Raw genomic sequence first — 21545 nt, forward strand, 5'->3', positions numbered from 1 at the left:
GTGAAACGGTGGGAATGCCTGCAATCTAGGGATTGCCGTTCTTGCCGTCAAAACCTTCTGTTGAAGTTTTGATGGGCGAAACTTTCAGGGACGCCATTGCGGGTTCACCCGGTGGGAGCAGGGCCGGGAATGCAGCGAGCAGAACGCGGATGGCGCACTCCATTGGCCGCTTGGTCGGCCGTGGTGGGTGGCCTGCAGAGAATGTTGCTTCGGGCGTCTGGCCACAGCACACCAGAGTCAGCTGGACATCAGGGCCGGCCAGGGGCTGAGCGGGGGGCCGGGCAGAGAACGGGTGCCTTCGCCAGGGTGTTGCCTGCTTTGCCAGCACCGTGCTTTGGCGCAGGGAAGGCAGGCTTCAGGCGGGCATACTGTCGCCACGTACCCAGTCCTCGCAGCGGCTGCGAAAGACGTCCCCGCCCCAGGGGGCCCAGGTGAGTTGGTCCATGGAGCTGGGGGCAGGCAACAGGTCCAGGAGTTCGGCGGTGCGGTTCTTGTCCTGGGCCTTGCAGGCCAGAGCGGCCTGATGGATCTGGATGACCCGATCCGGGCGGAGCTTGTTCAGATCTGTATAGGCCCGGTCCATCGTCTGCCAATCGGGCATCCCCGCCTTGAAGGGATTGCTCCGCAGTGCGGGGAGTGCATCGAATGCGCTGGTGTAGATCACTGCAAGCATGGAGGTGCCCCTGGCCTTGTCGGACCTGTGCACGGCGAGCGTGGCCAGTTCGCGCAATTCGGGGAGGGCTTCGGTGCTCTTGAGTTCCAGTGCACCGACGATTTCTTCAAAGAACCATTCTCCAGGCTCCGACATGCCGGCCAGGTGGTTCCTGGTCAGCTCGATCACCTGTGACGGTGTCGCGCCATCCAGGGATATCAGCCTGGCGTAGGTGGATGTCCACGCCGGGTCTTTCTGGGCATTGCTTTCCTTGACGGCTTCAAGCGCCTTCAGTGCTTCAGCGATCAGCCGCCCCTGTTCCGTCCAGTCGGCGATTCGGGGGGCGTCGCGGACGATGATTCGGCCCATGACAATCGCTGCCGGCACGCTGCGAGGCGCTGAGGCCACCCATTGCCTGGCGAGCTTGAGTGCTGCCGCAGCCCGGGCGACATCGTCCCGGCGCCCGATGCCCGCTTGCATGCCCAGGAAAAACAGGTCGCTGCCCGAAACGCCCGATGCATCGGTCTGCGTGCCGGTGGCAATCGCATAACGGGCGTCCAGTTGGGAGAACTCCTTGTCCTCCAGTAGCTTGTAGAGATCAAGATAGTCCAGCAGGGTTGGCTTGGCAGCGCAGGCGCCACCCACGCAAAGTGCTGCAGCAAAGACCAGGGATCGGAGCAGCTTCATGGGCTTGCCTCGCGCGACCAGTTTTGACAGCGCATGAATTCCGACCTGCTCTGCCACACCTGGGGCTCGACCTCCTGGGCAATGCGCTGGAGCAGCTGCCCGGTGGTCTTTTTGTCCAGAGCGCTGATGCAGGCCAGGCGGGCGTAAGTGTTGAGGTTGGTGCTGTCGGGGTAGCGCTGCACCAGGTCGTCAAAGCCCGCCCGAATGCGGGGCCAGTTCACATCCGGGCGGGCAAAGACGGCCGTGCCCCGTTTGGAGAGCAGTCCATACGCTGACCCATAGATGCGTGCGTACATGCTCTGGCCTTCTTCGGCCTCGGTGTTTTCAACGGCATGTGCAGCCAGGCCGGCAATGGCTTCGTAACTGCCTCCCCACTGGGGCGTGAGGCTGTCTGCAAGGCTGGCGTAGATGCCCGGATTCCCGGGGAACGCGGCCAGGGCGTCGTGTGCGAGTTTGGCCAGATTTTTCTGGCCCATCGGGGTATACCGCGAATAGGTCAGCAACTGGCTCCACCAATTGGGGTCCTTGCGCCCGTGCTCCGCATGCGTGAACAGGATCTGCACCGCCTGGTTCGCCAGGTCCCGGAACTTGAGCATGTCCTCCTCTCGGACGTTGTTGGCGAAACCGGCGCCCCGGTACTCCCAGGCCTGGGCGTCATAGGCCTTGGCAAGCGTCAGTGCGGCAAGTGTGGACTGGGGCTGCTGGCCCAGCCACACCCTGGCTTTTTGCTGCTGGGCAAGCCAGTAGTCATCATTGACGCGAGAGCAGCGAAACTCCGTGCAGGGGCGCATGGCGGGTGGCTCGCCAAACGCGATCGACTGCACAAGCCGATCCGCCCGAAAGTCCCCCGACGGCAGGCGTGAATTGTCCCGCCGGGCCTTGCTGTACCAGGTGTCCAGCGTGCTGAAGTCGCTGGCGGCAAAGCTCTTGGTGAACAGCTCCGCAATCTCTTTGCGTTCTGCCATTTCGCCCGCGTGGGCGGGCAGCATGGGCCCACACAGCAACGGCAGGGCCAGCGCCAGCCTGGCTGCCAGTTGTGTGCCGGAATTTCTCACGCGTGCTCCTGATTTGGGGACAACGGGAGCGAATTTACACCGGTTGCCTGGTCCGCCGAAATGCGCCCTTCGCTTTGGCGGGCGCTGGTCCTGCCGGGAATATTGCTAAGGGCGCCCGGCCGCTGCGCGCCACCTGACCGTGACCCCCATCGCCAGTGCCGCAAGCGCCACGCACACCGCTGCGGCCGGCCAGCCATGGCGGTCCACGACTCTGCCCACCAGCAGCGGCCCGAGCGCCTGGCCCAGGTTGCTGCCCTGCATGAGCAGGCCCACGGCCAGCGCAGCATGGGCGGGCGTGGCTGTCACCTGCGGCACCGACGACAGCAGGCTGGACGGCACCAGCCCACCCATGGCCGAGAACACCAGGCACAGCACAAAGGCGGCCCACGGGGGCAGCACCGGCACGAAGATGCCCAGGGCGCACAGCCCCATTGCAGCCGCGGCGGCCGTGCCCAGCACCGTGCGGCCCAGGCGCGGCAGCAGGGCACCGGCGGCCAGGTTGCCCACGATGTTGGCCGCGCTGGCCAGCGCCGCGAGCAGGCCCACCGTGCTGGCCTCCACCTGCAGGCGCTGCTGCAGCAGCACGGGCAGAAAGCTGAACAGTGCGAAGAACATCAGGCTGTAGAGCAGGAAGGTGGTGGCCAAGGCCAGCGCGGGGCCGCGCCCCACCTCGGCAATGCGTGCTCGCGGCCCGGCTGCCGCGCCATGCGTGTCCGCGGCGCGGGGCACGGTCCACAGCACCAGTACCGCAATGGCGCCCGAGCCCAGCGCCGCCGCGGCCCACAGGCTGTGCCAGCCGCCGAACCACGGCCCGGTGAGCATGGCCAGCGCGATACCGGTGGGCATGAAGCAGCTCCACAGCGCCATGGCACGGCTGCGGTCAGTAGCCTGCACCTGGCGCGCGAGCACGGTGGGCCCGGCCACGGTGATGAGCACAAAGCCCAGCCCCTCGACCACGCGCGAGGCGAGCAGCACCGCATAGCTGGCGGACAGCACGGCGAGCAGGGCGCCCAGCACCGTGGCCGCCAGGCCCAGCACGAGCATGCGGCGCGCGCCTGCGCGTGCCACCACCGACCCCGCGAGCACGCCGCCGACGGCACCCAGCATGGCGAAGGTGCCGCCCAGGGCGCCCAGCATGGACAGGCTGAGCCCCAGGCCGGCCTGCAACTGGGGGCCGGCAATGGCCACCTTGCCCAGGTGGAAGGATGCGGCCACGCCGGCGGCCACCACCACGGCGACGGCGCGCCAGTCGGTGCAGGGCAGGGCGGGTGGTGGTGCACTCCCCTGCATCACGCCACCCCTTGCGCAAACCCGAGCGCCCTGGCGATGCGCGCCACATGCATGCCCTGGTAGCGGGCGGCTTCGAGCTCGTTGGCGCTGGGCTGGCGGTCGCCACCGTGGCCATCGTCGGCCAGGGTGCTGGCGCCATAGGGCGAGCCGCCGGTAACCTCGTCCATGCGCAACTGGCCCTTGAAGCTGTAGGGCAGGCCCACGATCACCATGCCCAGGTGCAGCAACACGGTGTGCGTGGAGAGGATGGTCGACTCCTGCCCGCCATGCTTGCTGCCGGTGGATGTGAACACGCTGCCCACTTTGCCATGGGTCCAGGGAAACAGGGAAATAGCACCCCCCGCCGGGGCGGGAAGGGGCGCAGGCGTAGGCGCGCGCCGCAGTCCAGGCTGGCCGCCTGGACAAGGTGCGCAACGCCCGACTGCGTCCCTTCTCGCCCCCGCCCTTCGGGTGAGTGCCACACAGGCCGCATGCGGCGTTGCCAATCCTCGCCAGGTGTCCAACCTGGCTGCGGTTGGCGCCTTGCATGCGGCCTGTGTGGCACTCACGGGGGGCGCTATTTCCCTGTTTCCCTGGACTGACGCATCGCGCGCCCACAGGCCGCCGGCCTGGTCGAGGAAATTTTTCATCTGCGCGGCCATATTTCCGAAGCGGGTGGGGGTGCCGATCACGATGGCGTCGTACTCGGCCAACTCCGCCACCGAGGCCACGGGCACATCCGAGGTGGTCTGGTAACCGGCCTTGGCCGCGACCTGCTCGGGCACCAGTTCGGGCACGCGCTTGACGACTGCATCGACGCCGCTGCCCAGGCTGCGCACGCCCTCGGCCACGGCGGCGGCCATGGATGCGATGTGGCCGTAGGACGAATAGTAGAGAACGAGAACCTGGGTCATGGTGGCGCCAACGTCTTTCTTCTGGGGTCGGGATGGAGCCAAGTATCGGCACATAGGTTGATCTGCGGAAGCCATAAAATTCAGGCCATATTGATCAATAAAGCAGATCAACAAGGCCCTCCATGCTCGACGCCCTCACTCTGGACCAGATCCGCATGTTCGTCACCGTGGCCGAGGCCGGCAGCTTTCGCGCGGGGGCTGCACGCCTGCTGCGCGCCCAGTCGGCCGTGAGCCATGCCATCGCCAACCTCGAGTACCAACTGGGCGTGACCGTGTTCGACCGCAGCGGGCATCGGCCCACGCTCACGCCGGCCGGTGCCGCGCTGCTGGAAGATGCGCGCGCCGTGCTGCTCAAGGTGGACTTTCTGCGCGCGCGGGCCCGCGGCCTGGGCGAGGGCGTGGAGACCGAGCTGGCGCTGATGGTGGACACGCTCTACCCGCTGCCCCTGGCGGCTGCCGCGCTGGGCGAACTGCGCGCTGCCCTGCCGTCGGTGCGGCTGCGCCTGGCCACCGCGCCGCTGGGTGGCACGCTGCAGGCGCTGCGTGACGAGGCCTGCGACCTGGCCATCATGGCGGGCGAGGATTTTCGCGACCCGCGCATCGAGGCCGAGGCGCTGCAGGCCGTGCCCATCGTGGCCGTGGCCGCGCGCGCCCACCCGCTGGCCCGGCGCCGCAGCGGCAAGCCCACCCTGGCAGGTGCGGACCTGGCCGACCACCTGCAGATCGTGCTGCAGGACCCGAGCGACCTGTCCGAAGGGCGCGACTTCGGCGTGCTGTCGCCCCAGACCCTGCGCGTGGGCACGCAGGACGCCAAACGCGCCCTGATCCTCGCCGGCGTGGGCTGGGGCCGCCTGCCGCAGTGGGCCGTGGAGCGCGAGCTGGCAGAGGGGCAACTGCTGCCTTTGCCCGCCATTGCGCTGGGCCCGCAGGGCGTGGCGCAGATGCAGACCTACCTGGCCTGGCGCACGGACCGGGCCCTGGGTGTGGCGGCGCTGGCGTTGCGGGAGGTGCTGCACCGGTTGGCGACAACCTCATCGCGCGGGCCTGACACGGGACCGGCTGGCAAGCCGCGGCGCAAGGCCGGCTGAGCCGTTCACCGCAGCGGAAACCCCGCCCCCTGCAGCGCCTCCACCAGCCGGTGCCGCCCCTTGAGCGAATCGGCATTGGCCAGGCGCTGCAGTACCAAATCGCTCCAGTCCACTTCGGGCAGGCCTTCGCTGGCCTGGAAGTCGCGCAGCTGGGCGTCGTAGTCGCCGATCTCGTCGGCCAGGCTGGCGGGGGCGGTGTAGCGCTCGTGGTGCAGCACGCTGGCCTGGGGCAGGCGCGGCTTGATGGCGGCGGGCCTTGCGGGGTCCGGGTGGCCCACCACCAGGCCGAACACGGGGAACACGCCAGTGGGCGTGCCCACCACCTGGGCCACCGCCTCGGGCTGGTTGCGCAGGGCGCCGATGTAGACGGTGCCCAGGCCCAGGGCCTCGGCGGCGACGACCGCGTTCTGCGCGGCCAGGGCGGCGTCGATCACAGCCATCAGGTACGTGTCCAGGTAGGGCAGGCCGTCGGCGGGCTGGTCCTTGTACTGCGCGATGCGGGCGATGCGTGATAGGTCGGCCAGCCAGACCAGGATCAAGGGAGCTATCTTGATGTGTGCCTGGTTGCCGGCCAGTTCGGCCAGGCGGTTGCGGCTGTCCTGGCTGTGCACGGCGACCACGCTCCAGGTCTGCAGGTTCGATGAGCTGGGCGCGGACTGGGCTGCCGCCACCAGCGTCTGCACCGTATCGGGTGGCAGCGCGTCGGGCAAAAAGTTGCGCACCGAGCGGTGCGAGAGGATGTGCTCGACCACCGGGTGGCGGGGCACGGGCCAGGTGGCGGCCTGGGCGCCGTAGCGGGCCTGTAGATAGGTAGGGGTGTAGGTCATGGGGCGTGCTAGTGGATTGGCGGCCAAGGTAGCACCGCCCGGCCGGCGGCCAAGCATGAAAACCGCATATGGCTATGCGCCGGGCGACGGCGATGGGCGCCGCCAGGCAAGGCCCATGCATTGCCCCGACAATAGCCCCCATGTCCGAAGACGAAGAACGACGAGTCCATTCCGAAGAATTGCTGGCCCAGGTGGCCGCGCTGCCGCCGCTGCCGGGCGTGTACCGCTATTTCGATGCGCAGGACGCGCTGCTCTATGTGGGCAAGGCGCGGCACCTCAAGCGCCGGGTGTCGAGCTACTTCACCAAGAACCATGGCGGCACGCGCATCGGCCACATGGTCAGCAAGATCGTGCGCATGGAGACCACGGTGGTGCGCTCCGAGGCCGAGGCGCTGCTGCTGGAAAACAACCTGATCAAGACGCTGAACCCCAAGTTCAACATCCTGTTCCGCGACGACAAGAGCTACCCCTACCTCAAGATCACCGGTGCGCCTGGAACGGCGGTGGGGCAGGGCTCGCCCTCGCAGGTGTTTCCGCGCATGGCCTACTACCGTGGCTCGGTGGACAAGAAGCACCGCTACTTCGGCCCGTACCCGAGCGCCTGGGCGGTGAAGGAGTCGATCCAGCTGCTGCAAAAGGTGTTCCGCCTGCGCACCTGCGAGGACACGGTGTTCGCCAACCGCACGCGGCCGTGCCTGCTGTTCCAGATCAAGCGCTGCTCGGGGCCTTGCGTGGACCTGGTCTCGCCCGAGGCCTATGCCTCGGACGTGCAGCACGCCGAGGCGCTGCTGCGCGGCGAGACGCAGGAGGTGCTCAAATCCATGGAGGTGCGCATGATGGCGCACTCGGACAAGCTCGAGTTCGAGCAGGCGGCCGATGTGCGCAACCAGATGCAGGCGCTGTCGCGCGTGCTGCACCAGCAGTCCATCGAGACCGCGGACGACAAGGACGTGGACATTCTGGCCGTGCGCGTGCAGGGCGGCCGCGCCTGCGTGAACCTGGCCATGGTGCGCGGCGGGCGCCACCTGGGCGACCGGCCCTACTTCCCGGTGCATGTGGAAGACGCTGCCGCCATCCATGAAGAGGAAGCAGAGGGGGAGGGTGATGCCACGCCCACCGTCGCCGCGCTGCCCGCGCGCCGTGTGGAGGCGCTGGTGCTCGAAGCCTTCATCGCCCAGCACTACATCGGCGTGCCCGTGCCGCCGGTGCTGGTGTGCAGCGAGCCGGTGGACAAGGCGCTGATGGAAGCCCTGGGCGAGCAGGCCGGCACGCGCGTGAATGCCATCCACCAGCCGCGCGAGCAGCGCCGCGCCTGGCTGGACATGGCGCAGAAGAATGCCGACCTGCAGCTGGCCCGGCTGCTGGCGGAAGAGGGTTCGCAGCAGGCGCGCACGCGCGCGTTGGCCGAAGCGCTGGATCTGCCACCTGAGGATCTGGACCAGCTGACCATCGAGTGCTTCGACATCTCGCACACGGCGGGGGAGTCGACCCAGGCATCGTGCGTGGTGTTCCACCACCACAAGATGCAGAGCAGCGAATACCGGCGCTACAAGATCGAGGGCATCACCGGCGGCGACGACTATGCCGCCATGCGCCAGGTGCTGACGCGCCGCTACAGCAAGGTGGTGGAGGCCGCGCGCGAGGCCGGCGGCATCGACTTTGCGGCCGCGCCGCCGCCCGGTACCGACAACGCCGAGGGCGCCGTCAAGCCCAAGGGCGTGGCGCGCCTGCCGGACTTGGTGCTGATCGACGGCGGCAAGGGCCAGGTGGGCGTGGCGCGCGAGGTGTTCACCGCGCTGGGCCTGGACCTCACGCGCATCGTGGGTGTGGAAAAGGGCGAGGGCCGCAAGGTGGGGCTCGAAGAGCTGGTGTTCGCCGATGGCCGCGAAAAGGTCTACCTGGGCAAGGACTCGGCCGCGCTGATGCTGGTGGCCCAGATCCGCGACGAGGCCCACCGCTTCGCCATCACCGGCATGCGCGCTGCGCGCGCCAAGGTGCGCGTGGGCGGCGGCCAGCTCGAAGAGATCCCCGGCGTGGGGCCCAAGAAGCGCGCGCGCCTGTTGCAGCGCTTTGGCGGCGTTCGCGGCGTGGCCAGCGCGAGCGTGGAAGACCTGGCGACGGTGGACGGCATCTCGCATGAGTTGGCGCAAGAGATCTATAAAGCCCTGCGATAGGGACGGGTCTCCTCGGCGCCTGCCTGCTGCCACCGCAGGTGATCCGCGCCAGCGTGGTGCGCGATTCTGGTGGAGCGTTGGTTCGGGCCTGAAGGCTATCCAGCAGTGGTGCACAATCGCGCCCATATGTTCTGGACTATCCCCACCCTGATGACCTGGACGCGCATCGTCGCGATACCTTTGATCGTGGGGGTGTTCTATGCGCCCATCGACCCGGCCATGCGCAACCTGATCGCCACGGTGATGTTCGTGGTGTTCGCGGCCACCGACTGGCTCGACGGCTACCTGGCGCGCAAGCTCAACCAGACCTCGTCCTTCGGCGCCTTCCTGGACCCGGTGGCCGACAAGTTCCTGGTGTGCGCATCGCTGCTGGTGCTGGTGCACCTGCAGCGCGCCGATGTGTTCGTGGCGCTGATCATCATCGGGCGCGAGATCGCGATCTCGGCCCTGCGCGAATGGATGGCGCAGATCGGCGCGAGCAAGAGCGTGGCCGTGCACATGATCGGCAAGGTCAAGACCACGGTGCAGATGGTCGCCATCCCCTTCCTGCTGTACGACGGGCGCATCCTCGGCGTGATCGACACGGGCGTATGGGGCACCTGGCTGATCTGGGCCTCGGCCGTGCTTACTGTGTGGTCCATGGTGTACTACCTGCAAAAAGCTTTGCCCGAAATCCGTGCGCGTGTGAAGTGAGTTTTCCGTCTATCCGAAATCGCAAACCGGCATGGCTGTGCGTGTGCTGCACGCCCCTTTTTGGGGCGCAGATTGGGCCCTGACCACAGGGGCTGCGGCTGTCAATCGGGAATCCCGCGCATACGGCGCGTTTGAGACAAAAGCGCGCCGCAAGCCCGGCCAGGGCGTGAAATACGACTAGAATTCAGCCCAACGCTGTTGCAATACGGCGTGTTGTATTGACACCTTGAAAGTCGATGGCTTTAATCTGATGCAGCAGCCCCTGCTGTGTACGCCAGTCATTCCCCCGTCTGCAGATACCCAGCCCCCCCATGGCTGTGCCTTCTGACGTGTGAAGACCAGATACCCAAGACACCCTTCATTCATCAACGCTTTTCCCGAGAGGCTTCTTGTGAACAAAACCGAACTGATCGAGCACATCGCTAACAACGCCGACATCTCCAAGGCCGCTGCAGCGCGTGCCCTGGAATCCACGATCGAGGCCGTCAAGAAGACCCTGAAAAAGGGTGGTACCGTTTCGCTCGTCGGTTTTGGCACCTTTGCCGTGGGCAAGCGCGCTGCCCGTACCGGCCGTAATCCCCGTACGGGCGATACGATCAAGATCAAAGCTGCTAAAGTGCCGAAGTTTCGTCCAGGCAAGGCTCTGAAAGACGCCTTGAACTAATACAATAGTCGGTTGATTGTTGAGGCGGGGTCCTTAGCTCAGTTGGTAGAGCGGCTCCTTTACACGGAGTAGGTCGGCGGTTCGAGACCGTCAGGACCCACCACCATCACCGAACACAACAACAAAGGCGAACGCAAGTTCGCCTTTTTGTTTTTTGCCATTTGAAAGTCTGATCATGTTTGAATCCATCCGCAAGCACTCCAAGATCATGATGCTCTTGTTGTTCTTGCTGGTCATTCCCTCGTTTGTGCTGGTGGGCATCGACAGCAACTACTTCTCTGAAAAGAGCGCCGTGGTTGCCCGTGTGGATGGCAACAAGATCACGCAGACGGAATGGGACAACGCGCACCGCGCAGAGAGCGACCGCATCCGCGCGCAGCAGCCCACCATGGATGCCAAGCTGCTCGACTCCCCCGCCGCCCGCTACGCCACGCTCGAGCGCATGGTGCGCGAACGCGTGCTGGCCGCCGCCGCGCAGAAGATGCACATGGTGACCAGCGATGCCCGCCTGGCGCGCACGCTGGCGGAAAGCTCCGAGTTCGCCGCGCTCAAGCGCCCCGACGGCAGCATGGACATGGAAGGCTACCGTGCGATGGTGGCCACCCAGGGCCTCACGCCCGCCGGCTACGAGGCCCGCGTGCGCAACACCCTGTCGGTCAACCAGATCCTGGGCGGCGTGGTCGGTTCGGCCTTTGTGACCGACACCCAGGTCGCGCAGTCGCTCGACCCGCTCTACCAGCGCCGCGAGATCCAGGTGGCACGCTTCAACGCGGCCGACTTCGCATCCAAGGTCACGCCCACCGATGCTGACCTGGAGGCCTACTACAAGGCCCACCCTGCGCAGTTCAAGCAGCACGAGTCGGCCAACGTCGAGTACCTGGTGCTGAGCCTGGACACCGTGCGCGACAGCATCACGCTGAACGAAGACGACCTGCGCACCTACTACAAGGAAAACGCGGCGACCCTGGGTTCCAAGGAAGAGCGCCGCGCCAGCCATATCCTGATCAAGGCCGGCAAGGACATGCCCGCGGCCGAGCGCGAAAAGGCCAAGGCGCGCGCCACCGAACTGCTGGAGCAGGTGCGCAAGGCGCCGGCCACGTTTGCCGATGTGGCCAAGAAGAACTCGCAGGACGGCTCGGCCGCGCAAGGCGGCGATCTGAACTTCTTTGGCCGCAACGACATGGTCAAGCCGTTCGAGGATGCGGCGTTCAGCCTCAAGAAGGGCGAGATCAGCGATGTGGTGGAAACCGACTTCGGCTACCACATCATCCAGGTCACCGACATCAAGCCCTCGCGCGTGCCGCCGTTCGAGGAACTGCGCCCCAGCATCGAGAAGGACCTCAAGGCCCAGCAGGCGCAGCGCAAGTATGCCGAAGTCGCCGAGTCGTTCGCCAACGGCGTGTACGAGCAGGCCGACAGCCTGGCCCCTGTGGCCGAGAAACTCAAGCTCAAGGTGCAGACCGCCAACGGCGTGACCCGCACGCCCGTGCCAGGCGCCGCCGGCCCGCTGGCCAACGCCAAGTTCCTGGAGGCCCTGTTCTCCAGCGACTCGGTGCAGAACAAGCGCAATACCGAAGCCGTGGAAGTGGGCACGAGCCAGATGGCATCGGGCCGCATCACCTCGTACACCCCGGCCGAGACCCTGCCGCTTGAGAAGGTGCGCGACGCGGTGCGCACGCTGTACGTGGCCGAGAAGGCCGCCGAGCTGGCACGCAAGGAGGGCGAGGCCAAGCTGGCCGAGTACACCGCCAAGCCCGACAGCAACGCGGGCCTGACCGCCGCCGCCACGATTGCGCGCGACGCGCCCATGAACTATCCACGCCCCCTGATCGATGCCGCCTTGCGCGCCAACGCCGACAAGCTGCCCGCCTTCACCGGCGTGGACCTGGGCGCCGGCCAGGGCTATGCCGTGGTCAAGATCAACCGCATCGTGCCGCGCGACAAGCCCGAGCCGCAGCGCGCCCAGCAGGAGCGCATGCAGCTCACGCAGTGGTGGAGCACGGCCGAAGGCGTGGCCTACTACGAGATGCTCAAGGAGCGCTTCAAGGTCGAGATGAAGGTGACCCGGCCCTCGGAGTCCAGCCTCGTCCCAACAGAAAATTGAAGAATTTGAATCCGGGGGCGAAAACCCGGGTTATAATTTGATTCTCAAACGGTGGCTGTAGCTCAGTTGGTAGAGTCCAGGATTGTGATTCCTGTTGTCGTGGGTTCGAGCCCCATCAGCCACCCCAGAATACATAGCGCCTGACTTCGGTCAGGCGCTATTTTTTTTGTAGCGCACTGGATGCGCATATAGCCCGAATTTCCCAAATTGGGAAATCAAAGCGATTTCCGGCGTGCCACGCGGCTGCGTTCGTAGACCTTCGCGGTCGTGCCCGGATCAGCATGCATGTCGGGCAGGGCCTGGAATTTCAGCTTGTAGTACGTGGCGTAATGGGCGCGCAAATCGTGGAAGGTGAAGCGCTCACCGACCACGCCGGCGGCAATCGCGTCGTCCATCAGCCGTCCCCACATCGACTTGAAGCCTGAATCTGTGTACGGGTTGCCCGTCCGCGGAGCCCGGAACACCGCCCCCAGGGGGTTGTACCCGGGCAGGGCCCGCATGCGGGCCAGCACCTCCCGCATGGCGTCTCCGATCTCGACCAGTTCGCGCCGCGTCTTGCCGTGCTGCTTGGCGCGCACCAGCCGCACTATCTCGTCGTCGACCTGCGGCCAGTGGAGCTCGCGGAACTCCACCCGGCGGTTGCCCCCGAGCGCGGCGAACTGCGCCATGCTGACCAGCACCACGGCGCTGGGCCCCTGTTGTAGCGCCCAGGCCACGAACGGCTCGAATTCTTCCTTCTCGACCAGGCGGGATCGTGGCGTCTCCTTGTTGCGCCGCACCTCCTTGCAGGGGTTGCGGTCGATCTCGCCGCGCTCCACCGCCAGGTTGAACAGGTTTGACAGCAGCGACACCTCCCTGTTGGCCACAACCGATGCCTCGGCGCGGTGCACGCGCAGGTAGCGCGCGATGTCGGAGGGCTTGATGGCGGACACGATGCCGTTCTTGAACACGGGGGCGAGGGCGCTGTCCCAGTACCGGGTGTAGTCGCCCTGGGTGCCCTGCGTCAGGTCCTTGAAGGCCTTGGTCTCCTGGTACAGGCGCCAGAGCCGGCCCACCGTGCCTTTGTCCGAGGCCTTGCCGTTGAGGTCCAGCACCTTGCGGATGGCAGCAATCTTGTCGTGGCCCAGATTAATCGGTTTGCCTCCGATGGGGTGGTAGCGGTAGGTGAAGCCGTTCTTGCGTGGCCTGGCTTCCATCAACGGCAGAAGGCCCTCGGTCGATGCTCGGTCGCGTGGTCGTGTCATCCTGTTCCCCAGTTCAGGCCGGCATCGCCGCCGGCGTCGTGTTGTTTCGATTCTTCGAGCCGCGCCAGCATGGCACGGGTGACGATGGGCATGCCATCGGGGCGCGCCTTGAGCGGCAGCCCCAGCAGCTTGGACAGGTGGCGCTTCTGCGCCGCGTGCTGGGTGATGGGATGGGTGAGGCGGTCGATTTCTTCGTCTTCAAGGATTTCGCTCATGGTGTGGGCTCCGTTCTGCCCTGGGGCAGTTCGTAAAAATCGGGGATCGGTGCGCGCTTGTCGCGGCGCATGCGGCTACGTCGGCTGGCCATGGGTTGCCTCCTGCTGCTCTTCGCCGAGGTCCACGGGCGCCCCGGTGTGGTGATGCACGATGGGCATGCCGGCGGCCTTCGCAGCTAGCATGTCGTCGCGGCTCATGAATCGCATTGGCTCGTCCTGGCTCGCGCTCTGTGGCCATACCAGCGCACCGTATTCCATGCCGGGGCCTTCGCCGCAGATATCGTCGGCTGTCCAGCACCTGCAGCCCAGGCGCCATTCGTAGTTCTGCTCCCCGCACTTCCGGCACCGGCAGCCGCGGCAGATCACGCCGATGACTTCGCCGGCGCGCGCCTGGCGCTCCACACAGGCGGAGAGGTAGGCACGCTCGTCGCCGTCGCCGGGCTTGGGCTCGCCGGCGAGGCCGGCCGCGTGCCCCACGTTCCAGCGGCGCTGGCGCTCGCGGTGCTCGGGGGCATCAAGCATGGCCAGGCCCTTGGCCAAGCCAACGAGGTCGGCGGTCATGTGGGTGCTCCTTCGTGGATGGCTTGAATTGCGGCGCGGGCGGCGGCCAGGGCCAGAGTGTCGGTGGCGAACCGGCAGCGCGCCAGGAACGCTTCGTCTCGCGAGCTGGGTTGCGGCTCCCACTCCCACGCGCCCTGCTGGGTCAGGCAGTCGCCGTCCTCGCTCCGCACGGCCCAGCTGTAGCTGCCATCGGTTCGGAGCGAGCGTTCCACCTTCAGTTGCTTGGAGAAGCGGCCGTTGGTGATGGGCAGGGTGTAGCTGCTGATCGCCGCCTCAGGTACTGGCCGGCCAGCGAGCCAGGCGCTGGCGGCCTCTGCCGCCTTGTCAAACATCTCGTCCGCTTCATCGTCAGACGCGTCCGTGTGCTCGGGATGCATGTCGCGGTACCACTCCAGCCCCGCACGCGCATGGGCGAGCGCAGTCGTCAGTTGCGACTCGACCCACTCGCGCGCAGACACGATGGTCGGGCAGATGCACACCAGCGGATGCGCGGCCCACGATCCCAGCGGGCGCCAGGCCTCGTCCAGGTCGACACCTGGCATGCACACGCCCACGCGCTTCGCCAGCGCCAGGGCCATGCCCACCTCCGTGTGCGCGCCCTTCAGCGGGAAGTCCCCTGGCTCGGCGTAGAGGATCAGGCCGCGCGCGCTGGCGACCTCGCGAGCGATGCGCACCCACAAATCGCCCATGTTGTCGGTTTCGCCCGGGCCGGCTTCGTCGATCCAGGTGCTGATGATGGGCCAGCCCTTGCTGTCGCGCAGCTCACACCACATGCTGGGGCGCTCGGGGATGCTGGCTCGACTGGCGACGTACAGGCCGGCCGGTTTCGCCCCGCTATCGGTGCCATGGCTGGCAAGGGCCGTCGTGACTGCGTTCCATTTGTTGGCGTTGATGCGCTGCCAGTCTTCATCGCTCACCACGTCTTCGATGTGGTTCAGCAACTCAATGACGGCGGCTGGCAGGGTGGGCGCCGCACCAGCGGCCTGTTCGAGGTTGGTCATGGCTTCTTAAATCGTTGCGGCCGGCCTGCCCAAAGGAATTGGGGCGGGTCGCCGGCCTGGTTGTATTGATCCCACAGCGCCAGCCCCTCAGGGCAGCGCTGCTGGGTGGATGGGGCAGCGCCAGCGGCCCGGCAATGCGGGCAGGTGGCGTGGTGGTCGTGGTAGGCCTGGCGGGCTGCTGGCCAGGGGCTGGCCGGGGCTGTCATGGTCAGTGGAAGCCAGTGACCTGGTCGGCCTCGAACAGGTCGGCCATGCCCCGCCGCAGCGACTCAGCGCGGATCTGCGCTGCGTTCTCGCGAAGCGATGCGAGCATGGCGGTCGCTGTCTCTTCGTCGCAGCCGTTGGCGAGCAGGAAGCTGATCGCGTGGATCGATCCCTGCTGCACCAGGGTCTGGGCCTGCAGCAGGCTGTCCGGCATGGCCCGGATCTCCGCCTCGAAGGCATTGGCGTCGGCCAGGAGTTCGATATCAGCCATGGGCATGCACCTCCGCCATCTCGCGCAGGTGCCGCGTGGCCGCCGCTTCGATAGCGCTGGCCACGGCCGCGCGCGCCTCGCGCTCCAGCCGGGGGAGGAAGTCCGCGCGCTGCTGGGCCAGCAGGTCCAGCCCGGCGCGCAGGTCAGGGTGCAGGTCCAGAACATCCTGGCCAGGATCCAGGATCCGGTTGTGGTCCCAGCAGATCACGTAGCACATGCCGCCGATCACGCGGCCATGAAAGTTCGAAGAGCGGCGCAGCAGCTTGGCCAGGTGGTTGTACAGGGCCTGCAGGTGCTCGGGATCGTCCTCGTCGAACTCGTCATTGCCCAGCGCTTTGAACAGGTCCCGGGGGCCATCGGCGAATTGGGGCCCACCCCAGCGGTGGTGCTTGTCGATCGTGTCCAGTACCTGCAGCAGCTCGCTGGCGGCGTCGATGTCGCGCTCGGTGGGTTTGGCCATCTTCATGCTGCTTTCCTCATTGCTGGCCGGCTGTTCCAGTTGGCCTTGATCACGGCCCGGCCCAGCGGTGGTGGCACGGCGTTGCCGCACATGCGCACCTGGGTGGATTTGGAGAAGACGCGCCCGTCGTGGCCGCGGTCGATGATGTAGGTGGGCGGAAAGCCGTTGGCGTTGTAGAGCTCCCGCGGCGTCAGCATGCGCAGCTGGATGTCCACGATCACGTAGGGCTCGCCGCGCAGCCACACGGTGACCAGCGCCAGCCGGTCCTTCGTGGTGCTGGTGGCCATGGGCGCGGTCAGGTCGCCGAGCTGCCCGCCGGTGCCGTAGTAGCGCACCAGGAATGCCGCGCAGCGCAGGGCGCCTTCTTCGGCCTCTGGCGACAGGTGGTACTGCACCAGGGCGTGGTGCTCTGCGCCTGCGGTGATGGTGGGCACCTGGTCGCGCAGGTCCTGGCCAACGCAGTTGCGGCGCAGGGTGGAAAGGTGGGCCGTGACCACCCGCTGCTGCGAGCCGCTGGCCGTGCTGGTGGACATCGGGGCGCGCGCGTCGCGGCCGGGCGTTTCGTTGAAGCCGCCGTTGGCCTGCTCCACGAAGGCGGTCACGGCGGCATGCTTGATCCCGCCTGCAACCACCGTGCCCAGGGGCTGGGTGACGTCCAAAGCGCGTGGCGCCTGGCCCTCGCGCTCGCCATAGCTGACCTGTACCAGAGAGCCCACGCCCGCGCGGACCACCAGCGGCGATACAACTGCGTGCGATCCGCCCTTGGGATTGGCCGTGATGGTCGATAGCGGCTGGTTGGTGCTGGCCATGCCATCGCGGGACCAGTTGGCGATCTGCACAATGAACGGATCTGCGCTGTCCAGCACGAAGCGCTTCAGGCCGTGGGCCACGCGGCGCAGAGTGGCGTCGGCCAGCGGCTTCTCGCGCTCGAAGATGCTGCGGCCGGGGATGCTCCAGTCGATGCACTCGTGCGCGGCGCGCCACTTCTTCTGCCCGCGGGCGGGGTTTTTGAAGTGCGTGGGCTCGGGCCAGACGATGGGAGCGCCATCGCAGCGTGCCACCATGAACAGGCGGCTGCGGGTCGTTGGCGCGCCGTAGTCGGCGGCGCACAGCACACGCCACTGCACCTCGTAGCCCTGGCGCTCCAGCATTCGCACGAAGGCGCGCCAGGTGCGGCCCATGCGCTTAGGGTCGGGCACGAGGTGCTGCAGCCGCACGGGCACGCGTTCGCCGGGCTCGGCCACCGTGCCGTCCAGCTTCACCACGCGGCCGGTCTTCTGGCAGCGCTTCGCGATCAGCGGCCCCCACTGCAGGATCTGCTTGACGTTCTCCAGGGTGATGATGCGCGGCCGCTTCGTGCCGCCCCACCGGCACGCGCGCCAGGCGAGTGCGCGCAGCACCTTCGAGCGGGGCTGGCCGCCACGGGCCTGGCTGTGGTGCGTGCAGTCAGGGGACAGGTGCAGCAGACCCACGCCGCGGCCGCGTGTCACCTTGCGCGGGCACACCTCCTTCGCGTCCTTGCAATAGTGCCTGGTCTGCGGGTGATTCGCCTCGTGCATGCTGCAGGCGTCGTCGTCATGGTTGACTGCGATATCCACGTGCCGGCCCACGGCCTGCTCGATGGCTTCGGACATGCCGCCGCCGCAAGCGAACTCGTCCACGATCTCTTCTTCGTCCAGGCCCAGGATGAATTGGGGTGTCTGCATGCGTTCTCCGAAAGGTTGGGTCGGTGCCCAGAAATGAAAAAGCCCGCTTGGTGCGGGCTGGGTGAGGGGATACCATCTGCCACAACTACATGGAGGGCGCGATGGAAAGGTTTTACGGATGGGGCTGGAAAGACTGGCTTGTAATGGTCTGGTGCACAGTTTCTATTTTGCTTGCCGTTTTGGCCATATTTCCAGGCTATGCAGTAGCTTGGAATGGGCTGGCGAGAATTCATCTAATATTGCAAGTTGGGTTCAAGCCTTCGGTTCCATTGCGGCAATATTAGGGGCAGCGCATATCGCCAATCGCCAACAGCGGATGCAAATTGCTGCTGAAACTAGACGACAAGAGCATACGGCGAGTCACCGAATGGAAGTATTGAAGGCGTCGTTGCTCGGCCTGCGCAGAACATGCGACTATATGGCGGAAAGAATTGATACGGATATGGCTGATGGGACTATTCCGAATTTTAAGAAAATGTATAAATCAGGCGCAAGTCCTGTTCTTAATTTTCCGATTCTAGAAATTCAAGATCCAAGGGTGACCATGGAGTTAATGTGGCTGCAGCAGATGGCACATATTGCTGAGAATGCTCTAGATGCGCCAAAAGGCATGCGAGCAGAAACGTTCAAGGCCTTAACTGAAGGATGCGACGGGGTTTTAGCGAGACTATGGCCAGAGCCATAATCACCCCGACCTAAAACGGAATGTCGTCGTCCATGTCGTCAAAGCCCGATGACGCCCGCGGCGGCGGTGCTGGTGATCGCGCAGGCGGCGCGGCCTGACGCTGCTGCTGACGCGGGGCCGGCGCCGGGGCATACCCCTGCTGGCCGCCATCTTCGCGCGGCCCGCCCAGCATCTGCATGCTGTCGGCACGGATCTCGGTGGAGTACTTCTCCACGCCGCTCTGGTCGGTCCACTTCCGCGTGCGCAGGCTGCCTTCCACGTAGACCTGGGAGCCCTTGCGCAGGTACTGACCGGCGATCTCGGCCAGGCGGCCGTTGAAGACGATCTTGTGCCACTCGGTGGCCTCTTTCATCTCTCCGCTCTGCTTGTCCTTCCATTTGTCGGTCGTGGCCACGTTGACGGTGGCCACCTGGTCGCCGTTGGGGAAGGTGCGCATTTCCGGGTCGCGGCCCAGGTTGCCCACGATGATTACCTTGTTGACTGATGCCATGTGAACTTTCAGGTACCCGCCGCCTCGCGCGGCAGGTGTTGGTGGTGATGGGCCGCTGTCAGGCGGCCAGGGGTTCGTCAAGGAAGTCGAACAGCGTGGGCATGGTGGCTTCGCGCTCGGCCAGCTGCAGGTAGTGCACCTGGTCGGCGAAGTAGCCGGGGTTGAGCTCGGCACCACCTGCGCGGCGCCCCAGCTTCAGTGCCCGCACGCCCACCGTGCCCAGGCCGTGGAATGCATCCCAGATCTCATCGCCGGGACTGCTCCAGCGGGTGATGGCGCGGTCCACGATATCGATCTGAAAAGGGCAAACGTGCTTTTCGACCGCGCGGCTGGCCTGCTCCCCGTTGAGGGTGTCCAGGCGCAGCACGTCGGTCCAAACCGTGGGATCGGGGCTGCCTGGCGCCAAGCACATGAACTTCTTCGGTAACGCATCGCGCGCGCCCAGGCCCTCACCAATGGCCACATGCCGCTCGTAGTCGTAGATGCGGCGCAGGCTGTCTTCGGTGAAGAACTTGGCCAGCTTCGCTGGGCCCATGGCCGCCATCTCCTCGACCGTCAGCAGGCGGTTGCCGCTGGAGCGCCAGTAGTCATGCGCATCGACCTGCCAGCGTGCCAGGCTGTACTCGTCGGCATCCTTGCGCACCGGCTCGTCGGCATAGCCGCGCGAGAGGTCGGTCTGGGGCTTGCGGAACACCAGCAGGTACTCGGAGCAACCCACCCCCATCTTCGTGCCGTCCTTCAGCATCTCGCTGTAGCCCAGGCGGTAGGTCTGGTTGTTCTCGCGCACGACGTCGGTGGTGATTGTGATCATGCCCATCTTGATGAAGCCGTGCTTCCGGAAGTGAAACGAGGCCTCTTCGTGAAAGTAGTCCATGGACGGTGCCCCGAAGCCCGTGACGCTCTGAAACAGCACTCGGTCCTTAACGTGGATGGCTGCGATGCGCCCGGGCTTGAGCATGCGGTAGATCTCCGGCGTGAGGAAATCCATCTGGTGCCAGAAATGGCCGTTGTTCTCGGTGTGGCCGAAATCGTTGTAGCTGGGCGTGTATTCGTAGTGGTTTGCGAAGGGCACGCTGGTGAGGAACATGCCCTTCGAGTTCGACGGCTGCAGGCGCGCCTCCAGCACACAGTCGTTGTTGGCCACCTCGAAACGCGCGCCCTTTACCACCCGGCGCTCGATGCCCATGGTGCGCGCCAGCGTGTCGTGCATGGCAAGCGCATCGAGTCCAAACGTTCGCACCAGCTGCGCCATGCGCTCCTGCTGTTCGTCGTGCCGAGCCCACTTCGCCTTCAGGCTGGCGACGATCTCGCGCTCTGCCTCGGTGTGCACGATGTCGATGCGCACGGGATGCGTCTGGCCAAAGCGATGTGTCCTATGAACCGCCTGAATGAAGTCGTTGAACTTGTGCCCGACCCCCGCGAAGATCTCGCGGTGGCAGTGGCGCTGGAAGTTGCAACCGCTGCCGGCGATGATGGGCTTGGTGGACAGGATCCTGTGCTCCCCATCGCTGAAGGCCATGATGGTGTCCTCGCGCTCGGTCATCTCCTGCGTGCCGTACACGCTCGCGGCCTCGGGAATGGCGGCCTGGAGAGCGTGGCGCTCGTCTTCCAGGTCGTGCCAGATGACGAAGTGGTCAGCCGGATCCGCGTCCACCAGCTCTTTCACCATGGCCACGCGGGCCGGCAAGCTGTTCCGCTTCTCGGCCGCCGCGGCGGACAGGCTCATGGCCACGTCGGGCACCAGCAGGCCCTGGCCGCTCTTCTCGGTGCCGGCGGCGGCATAGTCGCTGGGCACCTCGTGCCAGCGCACGTCGAGCGCGGGCAGGTCGTAGCCGGTGTCGTCGAAGCCAAGGTCGCTGGGCTTCGTGATGAACACCGCCCAGCTGGCCACCCAAAGCCAGAATTCCTGCTCCTTGTGCGGATACAGCGTGAGGTTGCCAGCCTTCTCCGAGTCGCGCTGAAAGAAGCGCGTGAGCGCCTGACCCGTGTCCATGATGCCCAGGTAGCCGGCGTAGTGGATCAGCTCCTTGAAGCGGTTGGGGTCGGGCGTGGCCGTGGCCACCCATTTGAACTCGACGGGGGCGAAGGCGGGCAGGAACTCTTGGTAGGTCTTGCTGCCGTAGGACCTCAGGATCGAGGCTTCGTCCAGCGCGGTGGCCCGGAACAGCGATGGCGTCAGCTTGCCCTCGCGCACGCTCTCGTAGTTGGTCAGGTAGATCGTGCGTTCGTCGTCGATCTCGCTGTCCTTCTGGACGAAGCGCAACTGCACCGCGTTGTCACCCAGAAAGCGCTGCTCGACCTCGCGGAAGAACTCCTGCCGCACACCATAGGGCAGGACCTGCAGGCGAAGGCCTGGCCGGTGCAGGCCTACCAGGCGCAGCAGCTCGATCTGGGTGGCGGTCTTGTGCAGGCCGAAGCTGGCGAAGCACGCACGGTTGCCGCCGGCTGCCATCCAGCGCACGATGGCGCGGGTGTGCGGCTTCAGGTCCTGGTTGATCTGCTCCAGCGGGACGTCGAACCCGGTGGCGCTGGCCAGCTTGATCTTGCTGCGCAGGAAGTCTTCGTAGGATTGGGTCATGGG

19 protein-coding genes, 2 tRNA genes and 2 pseudogenes are annotated in these 21545 nt (G+C 66.1%); 8 read left to right on the forward strand and 15 right to left on the reverse strand.

The genetic code is table 11. The features are described 5' to 3' along the window. Nucleotides 1-355: 355 nt before the first annotated feature. The 5 genes and pseudogenes from AC07X5_RS11930 to wrbA (AC07X5_RS11950) form a co-directional block, all read right to left on the reverse strand. Complete coding sequence (locus AC07X5_RS11930) at nucleotides 356-1339, reverse strand: hypothetical protein (RefSeq protein WP_494770318.1); 984 nt, start codon at nucleotides 1337-1339, stop codon at nucleotides 356-358. Next, complete coding sequence (locus tag AC07X5_RS11935; RefSeq protein WP_494770319.1) at nucleotides 1336-2328, reverse strand: hypothetical protein; 993 nt, start codon at nucleotides 2326-2328, stop codon at nucleotides 1336-1338. The genes AC07X5_RS11930 and AC07X5_RS11935 overlap by 4 nt, the downstream gene beginning before the upstream one ends. 171 nt (nucleotides 2329-2499) lie before the next feature. Then, on the reverse strand, nucleotides 2500-3684 hold the full coding sequence (locus AC07X5_RS11940; protein ID WP_494770320.1) for an MFS transporter: 1185 nt from the start codon (nucleotides 3682-3684) through the stop codon (nucleotides 2500-2502). Continuing rightward, nucleotides 3684-3992, reverse strand: a pseudogene (gene wrbA / locus AC07X5_RS11945) (NAD(P)H:quinone oxidoreductase); the annotation flags it as partial. The gene AC07X5_RS11940 and the pseudogene wrbA (AC07X5_RS11945), both read right to left, overlap by 1 nt. Nucleotides 3993-4265: 273 nt before the next feature. Next, nucleotides 4266-4577: pseudogene (wrbA, locus tag AC07X5_RS11950) on the reverse strand (NAD(P)H:quinone oxidoreductase); the annotation flags it as partial. 122 nt (nucleotides 4578-4699) lie between these two features. Between wrbA (AC07X5_RS11950) and AC07X5_RS11955 the strand changes: the two are divergent. Further along, nucleotides 4700-5665 carry a LysR family transcriptional regulator gene (locus AC07X5_RS11955; RefSeq protein WP_494770321.1) on the forward strand — a complete coding sequence of 322 codons (966 nt, stop codon included), beginning with the start codon at nucleotides 4700-4702 and terminating at the stop codon, nucleotides 5663-5665. 5 nt (nucleotides 5666-5670) lie between these two features. On the opposite strand, the gene AC07X5_RS11960 is transcribed toward AC07X5_RS11955, so the two are convergent. Beyond that, nucleotides 5671-6492 (reverse strand): NADPH-dependent oxidoreductase, encoded by an 822-nt coding sequence (locus tag AC07X5_RS11960; RefSeq protein ID WP_494770322.1) that lies wholly within the window; start codon nucleotides 6490-6492, stop codon nucleotides 5671-5673. 140 nt (nucleotides 6493-6632) lie between these two features. Between AC07X5_RS11960 and uvrC the strand changes: the two genes are divergently transcribed. The 6 genes from uvrC (at nucleotide 6633) to AC07X5_RS11990 (ending at nucleotide 12254) form a co-directional block, all read left to right on the forward strand. After that, the gene (gene uvrC / locus AC07X5_RS11965) at nucleotides 6633-8666 is read left to right on the forward strand and encodes an excinuclease ABC subunit UvrC (protein WP_494770323.1); all 2034 of its coding nucleotides are present in this window, start codon (nucleotides 6633-6635) and stop codon (nucleotides 8664-8666) included. Nucleotides 8667-8792: 126 nt separating this feature from the next. Beyond that, the gene (gene pgsA, locus AC07X5_RS11970) at nucleotides 8793-9359 is read left to right on the forward strand and encodes a CDP-diacylglycerol--glycerol-3-phosphate 3-phosphatidyltransferase (RefSeq protein ID WP_494770324.1); all 567 of its coding nucleotides are present in this window, start codon (nucleotides 8793-8795) and stop codon (nucleotides 9357-9359) included. Nucleotides 9360-9750: 391 nt separating this feature from the next. Next, on the forward strand, nucleotides 9751-10023 hold the full coding sequence (locus tag AC07X5_RS11975) for an HU family DNA-binding protein (protein WP_007858657.1): 273 nt from the start codon (nucleotides 9751-9753) through the stop codon (nucleotides 10021-10023). Between the two features lie 27 nt (nucleotides 10024-10050). Then, nucleotides 10051-10126, forward strand: a tRNA-Val gene (locus AC07X5_RS11980). 72 nt (nucleotides 10127-10198) lie between these two features. Further along, entirely contained in the window at nucleotides 10199-12127 is a 1929-nt protein-coding gene (locus tag AC07X5_RS11985; RefSeq protein ID WP_494770325.1) for a SurA N-terminal domain-containing protein, read from the forward strand. 51 nt (nucleotides 12128-12178) lie between these two features. After that, nucleotides 12179-12254, forward strand: a tRNA-His gene (locus tag AC07X5_RS11990). An 88-nt stretch (nucleotides 12255-12342) separates the two neighbouring features. On the opposite strand, the gene AC07X5_RS11995 is transcribed toward AC07X5_RS11990, so the two are convergent. The 7 genes from AC07X5_RS11995 to AC07X5_RS12025 all read right to left on the reverse strand — a co-directional run bounded on the left by AC07X5_RS11995 (nucleotide 12343) and on the right by AC07X5_RS12025 (nucleotide 17789). Next, the gene (locus AC07X5_RS11995) at nucleotides 12343-13371 is read right to left on the reverse strand and encodes a site-specific integrase (RefSeq protein ID WP_494770326.1); all 1029 of its coding nucleotides are present in this window, start codon (nucleotides 13369-13371) and stop codon (nucleotides 12343-12345) included. Next, nucleotides 13368-13586: a DUF4224 domain-containing protein gene (locus AC07X5_RS12000; RefSeq protein ID WP_494770327.1), complete on the reverse strand. Its 219-nt coding sequence runs from the start codon at nucleotides 13584-13586 to the stop codon at nucleotides 13368-13370. Before AC07X5_RS12000 ends, AC07X5_RS11995 begins: the two co-directional genes overlap by 4 nt. A gap of 75 nt (nucleotides 13587-13661) precedes the next feature. Next, nucleotides 13662-14147 carry a hypothetical protein gene (locus tag AC07X5_RS12005; protein ID WP_494770328.1) on the reverse strand — a complete coding sequence of 162 codons (486 nt, stop codon included), beginning with the start codon at nucleotides 14145-14147 and terminating at the stop codon, nucleotides 13662-13664. Continuing rightward, on the reverse strand, nucleotides 14144-15148 hold the full coding sequence (locus tag AC07X5_RS12010; protein WP_494770329.1) for a hypothetical protein: 1005 nt from the start codon (nucleotides 15146-15148) through the stop codon (nucleotides 14144-14146). Before AC07X5_RS12010 ends, AC07X5_RS12005 begins: the two co-directional genes overlap by 4 nt. A 208-nt stretch (nucleotides 15149-15356) precedes the next feature. Continuing rightward, nucleotides 15357-15623: a hypothetical protein gene (locus tag AC07X5_RS12015; RefSeq protein WP_494770330.1), complete on the reverse strand. Its 267-nt coding sequence runs from the start codon at nucleotides 15621-15623 to the stop codon at nucleotides 15357-15359. Next, nucleotides 15616-16089 (reverse strand): hypothetical protein, encoded by a 474-nt coding sequence (locus AC07X5_RS12020; RefSeq protein ID WP_494770331.1) that lies wholly within the window; start codon nucleotides 16087-16089, stop codon nucleotides 15616-15618. The genes AC07X5_RS12015 and AC07X5_RS12020 overlap by 8 nt, the downstream gene beginning before the upstream one ends. Next, nucleotides 16086-17789 carry a DNA cytosine methyltransferase gene (locus tag AC07X5_RS12025; protein ID WP_494770332.1) on the reverse strand — a complete coding sequence of 568 codons (1704 nt, stop codon included), beginning with the start codon at nucleotides 17787-17789 and terminating at the stop codon, nucleotides 16086-16088. The genes AC07X5_RS12020 and AC07X5_RS12025 overlap by 4 nt, the downstream gene beginning before the upstream one ends. A gap of 118 nt (nucleotides 17790-17907) precedes the next feature. Here AC07X5_RS12025 and AC07X5_RS12030 point away from each other — a divergent pair, with 118 nt between their 5' ends. Next, complete coding sequence (locus AC07X5_RS12030) at nucleotides 17908-18474, forward strand: hypothetical protein (protein WP_494770333.1); 567 nt, start codon at nucleotides 17908-17910, stop codon at nucleotides 18472-18474. A 10-nt stretch (nucleotides 18475-18484) separates the two neighbouring features. Here the strand turns inward: AC07X5_RS12030 and ssb are convergent, their stop codons facing one another. Continuing rightward, nucleotides 18485-18964 carry a single-stranded DNA-binding protein gene (gene ssb / locus AC07X5_RS12035; RefSeq protein ID WP_494770334.1) on the reverse strand — a complete coding sequence of 160 codons (480 nt, stop codon included), beginning with the start codon at nucleotides 18962-18964 and terminating at the stop codon, nucleotides 18485-18487. A gap of 58 nt (nucleotides 18965-19022) precedes the next feature. Then, entirely contained in the window at nucleotides 19023-21542 is a 2520-nt protein-coding gene (locus tag AC07X5_RS12040; RefSeq protein WP_494770335.1) for a DNA methyltransferase, read from the reverse strand. Nucleotides 21543-21545: the final 3 nt, after the last annotated feature.

Source organism: Acidovorax sp. GW458-11-26-14-TSB4 (assembly GCF_059423865.1).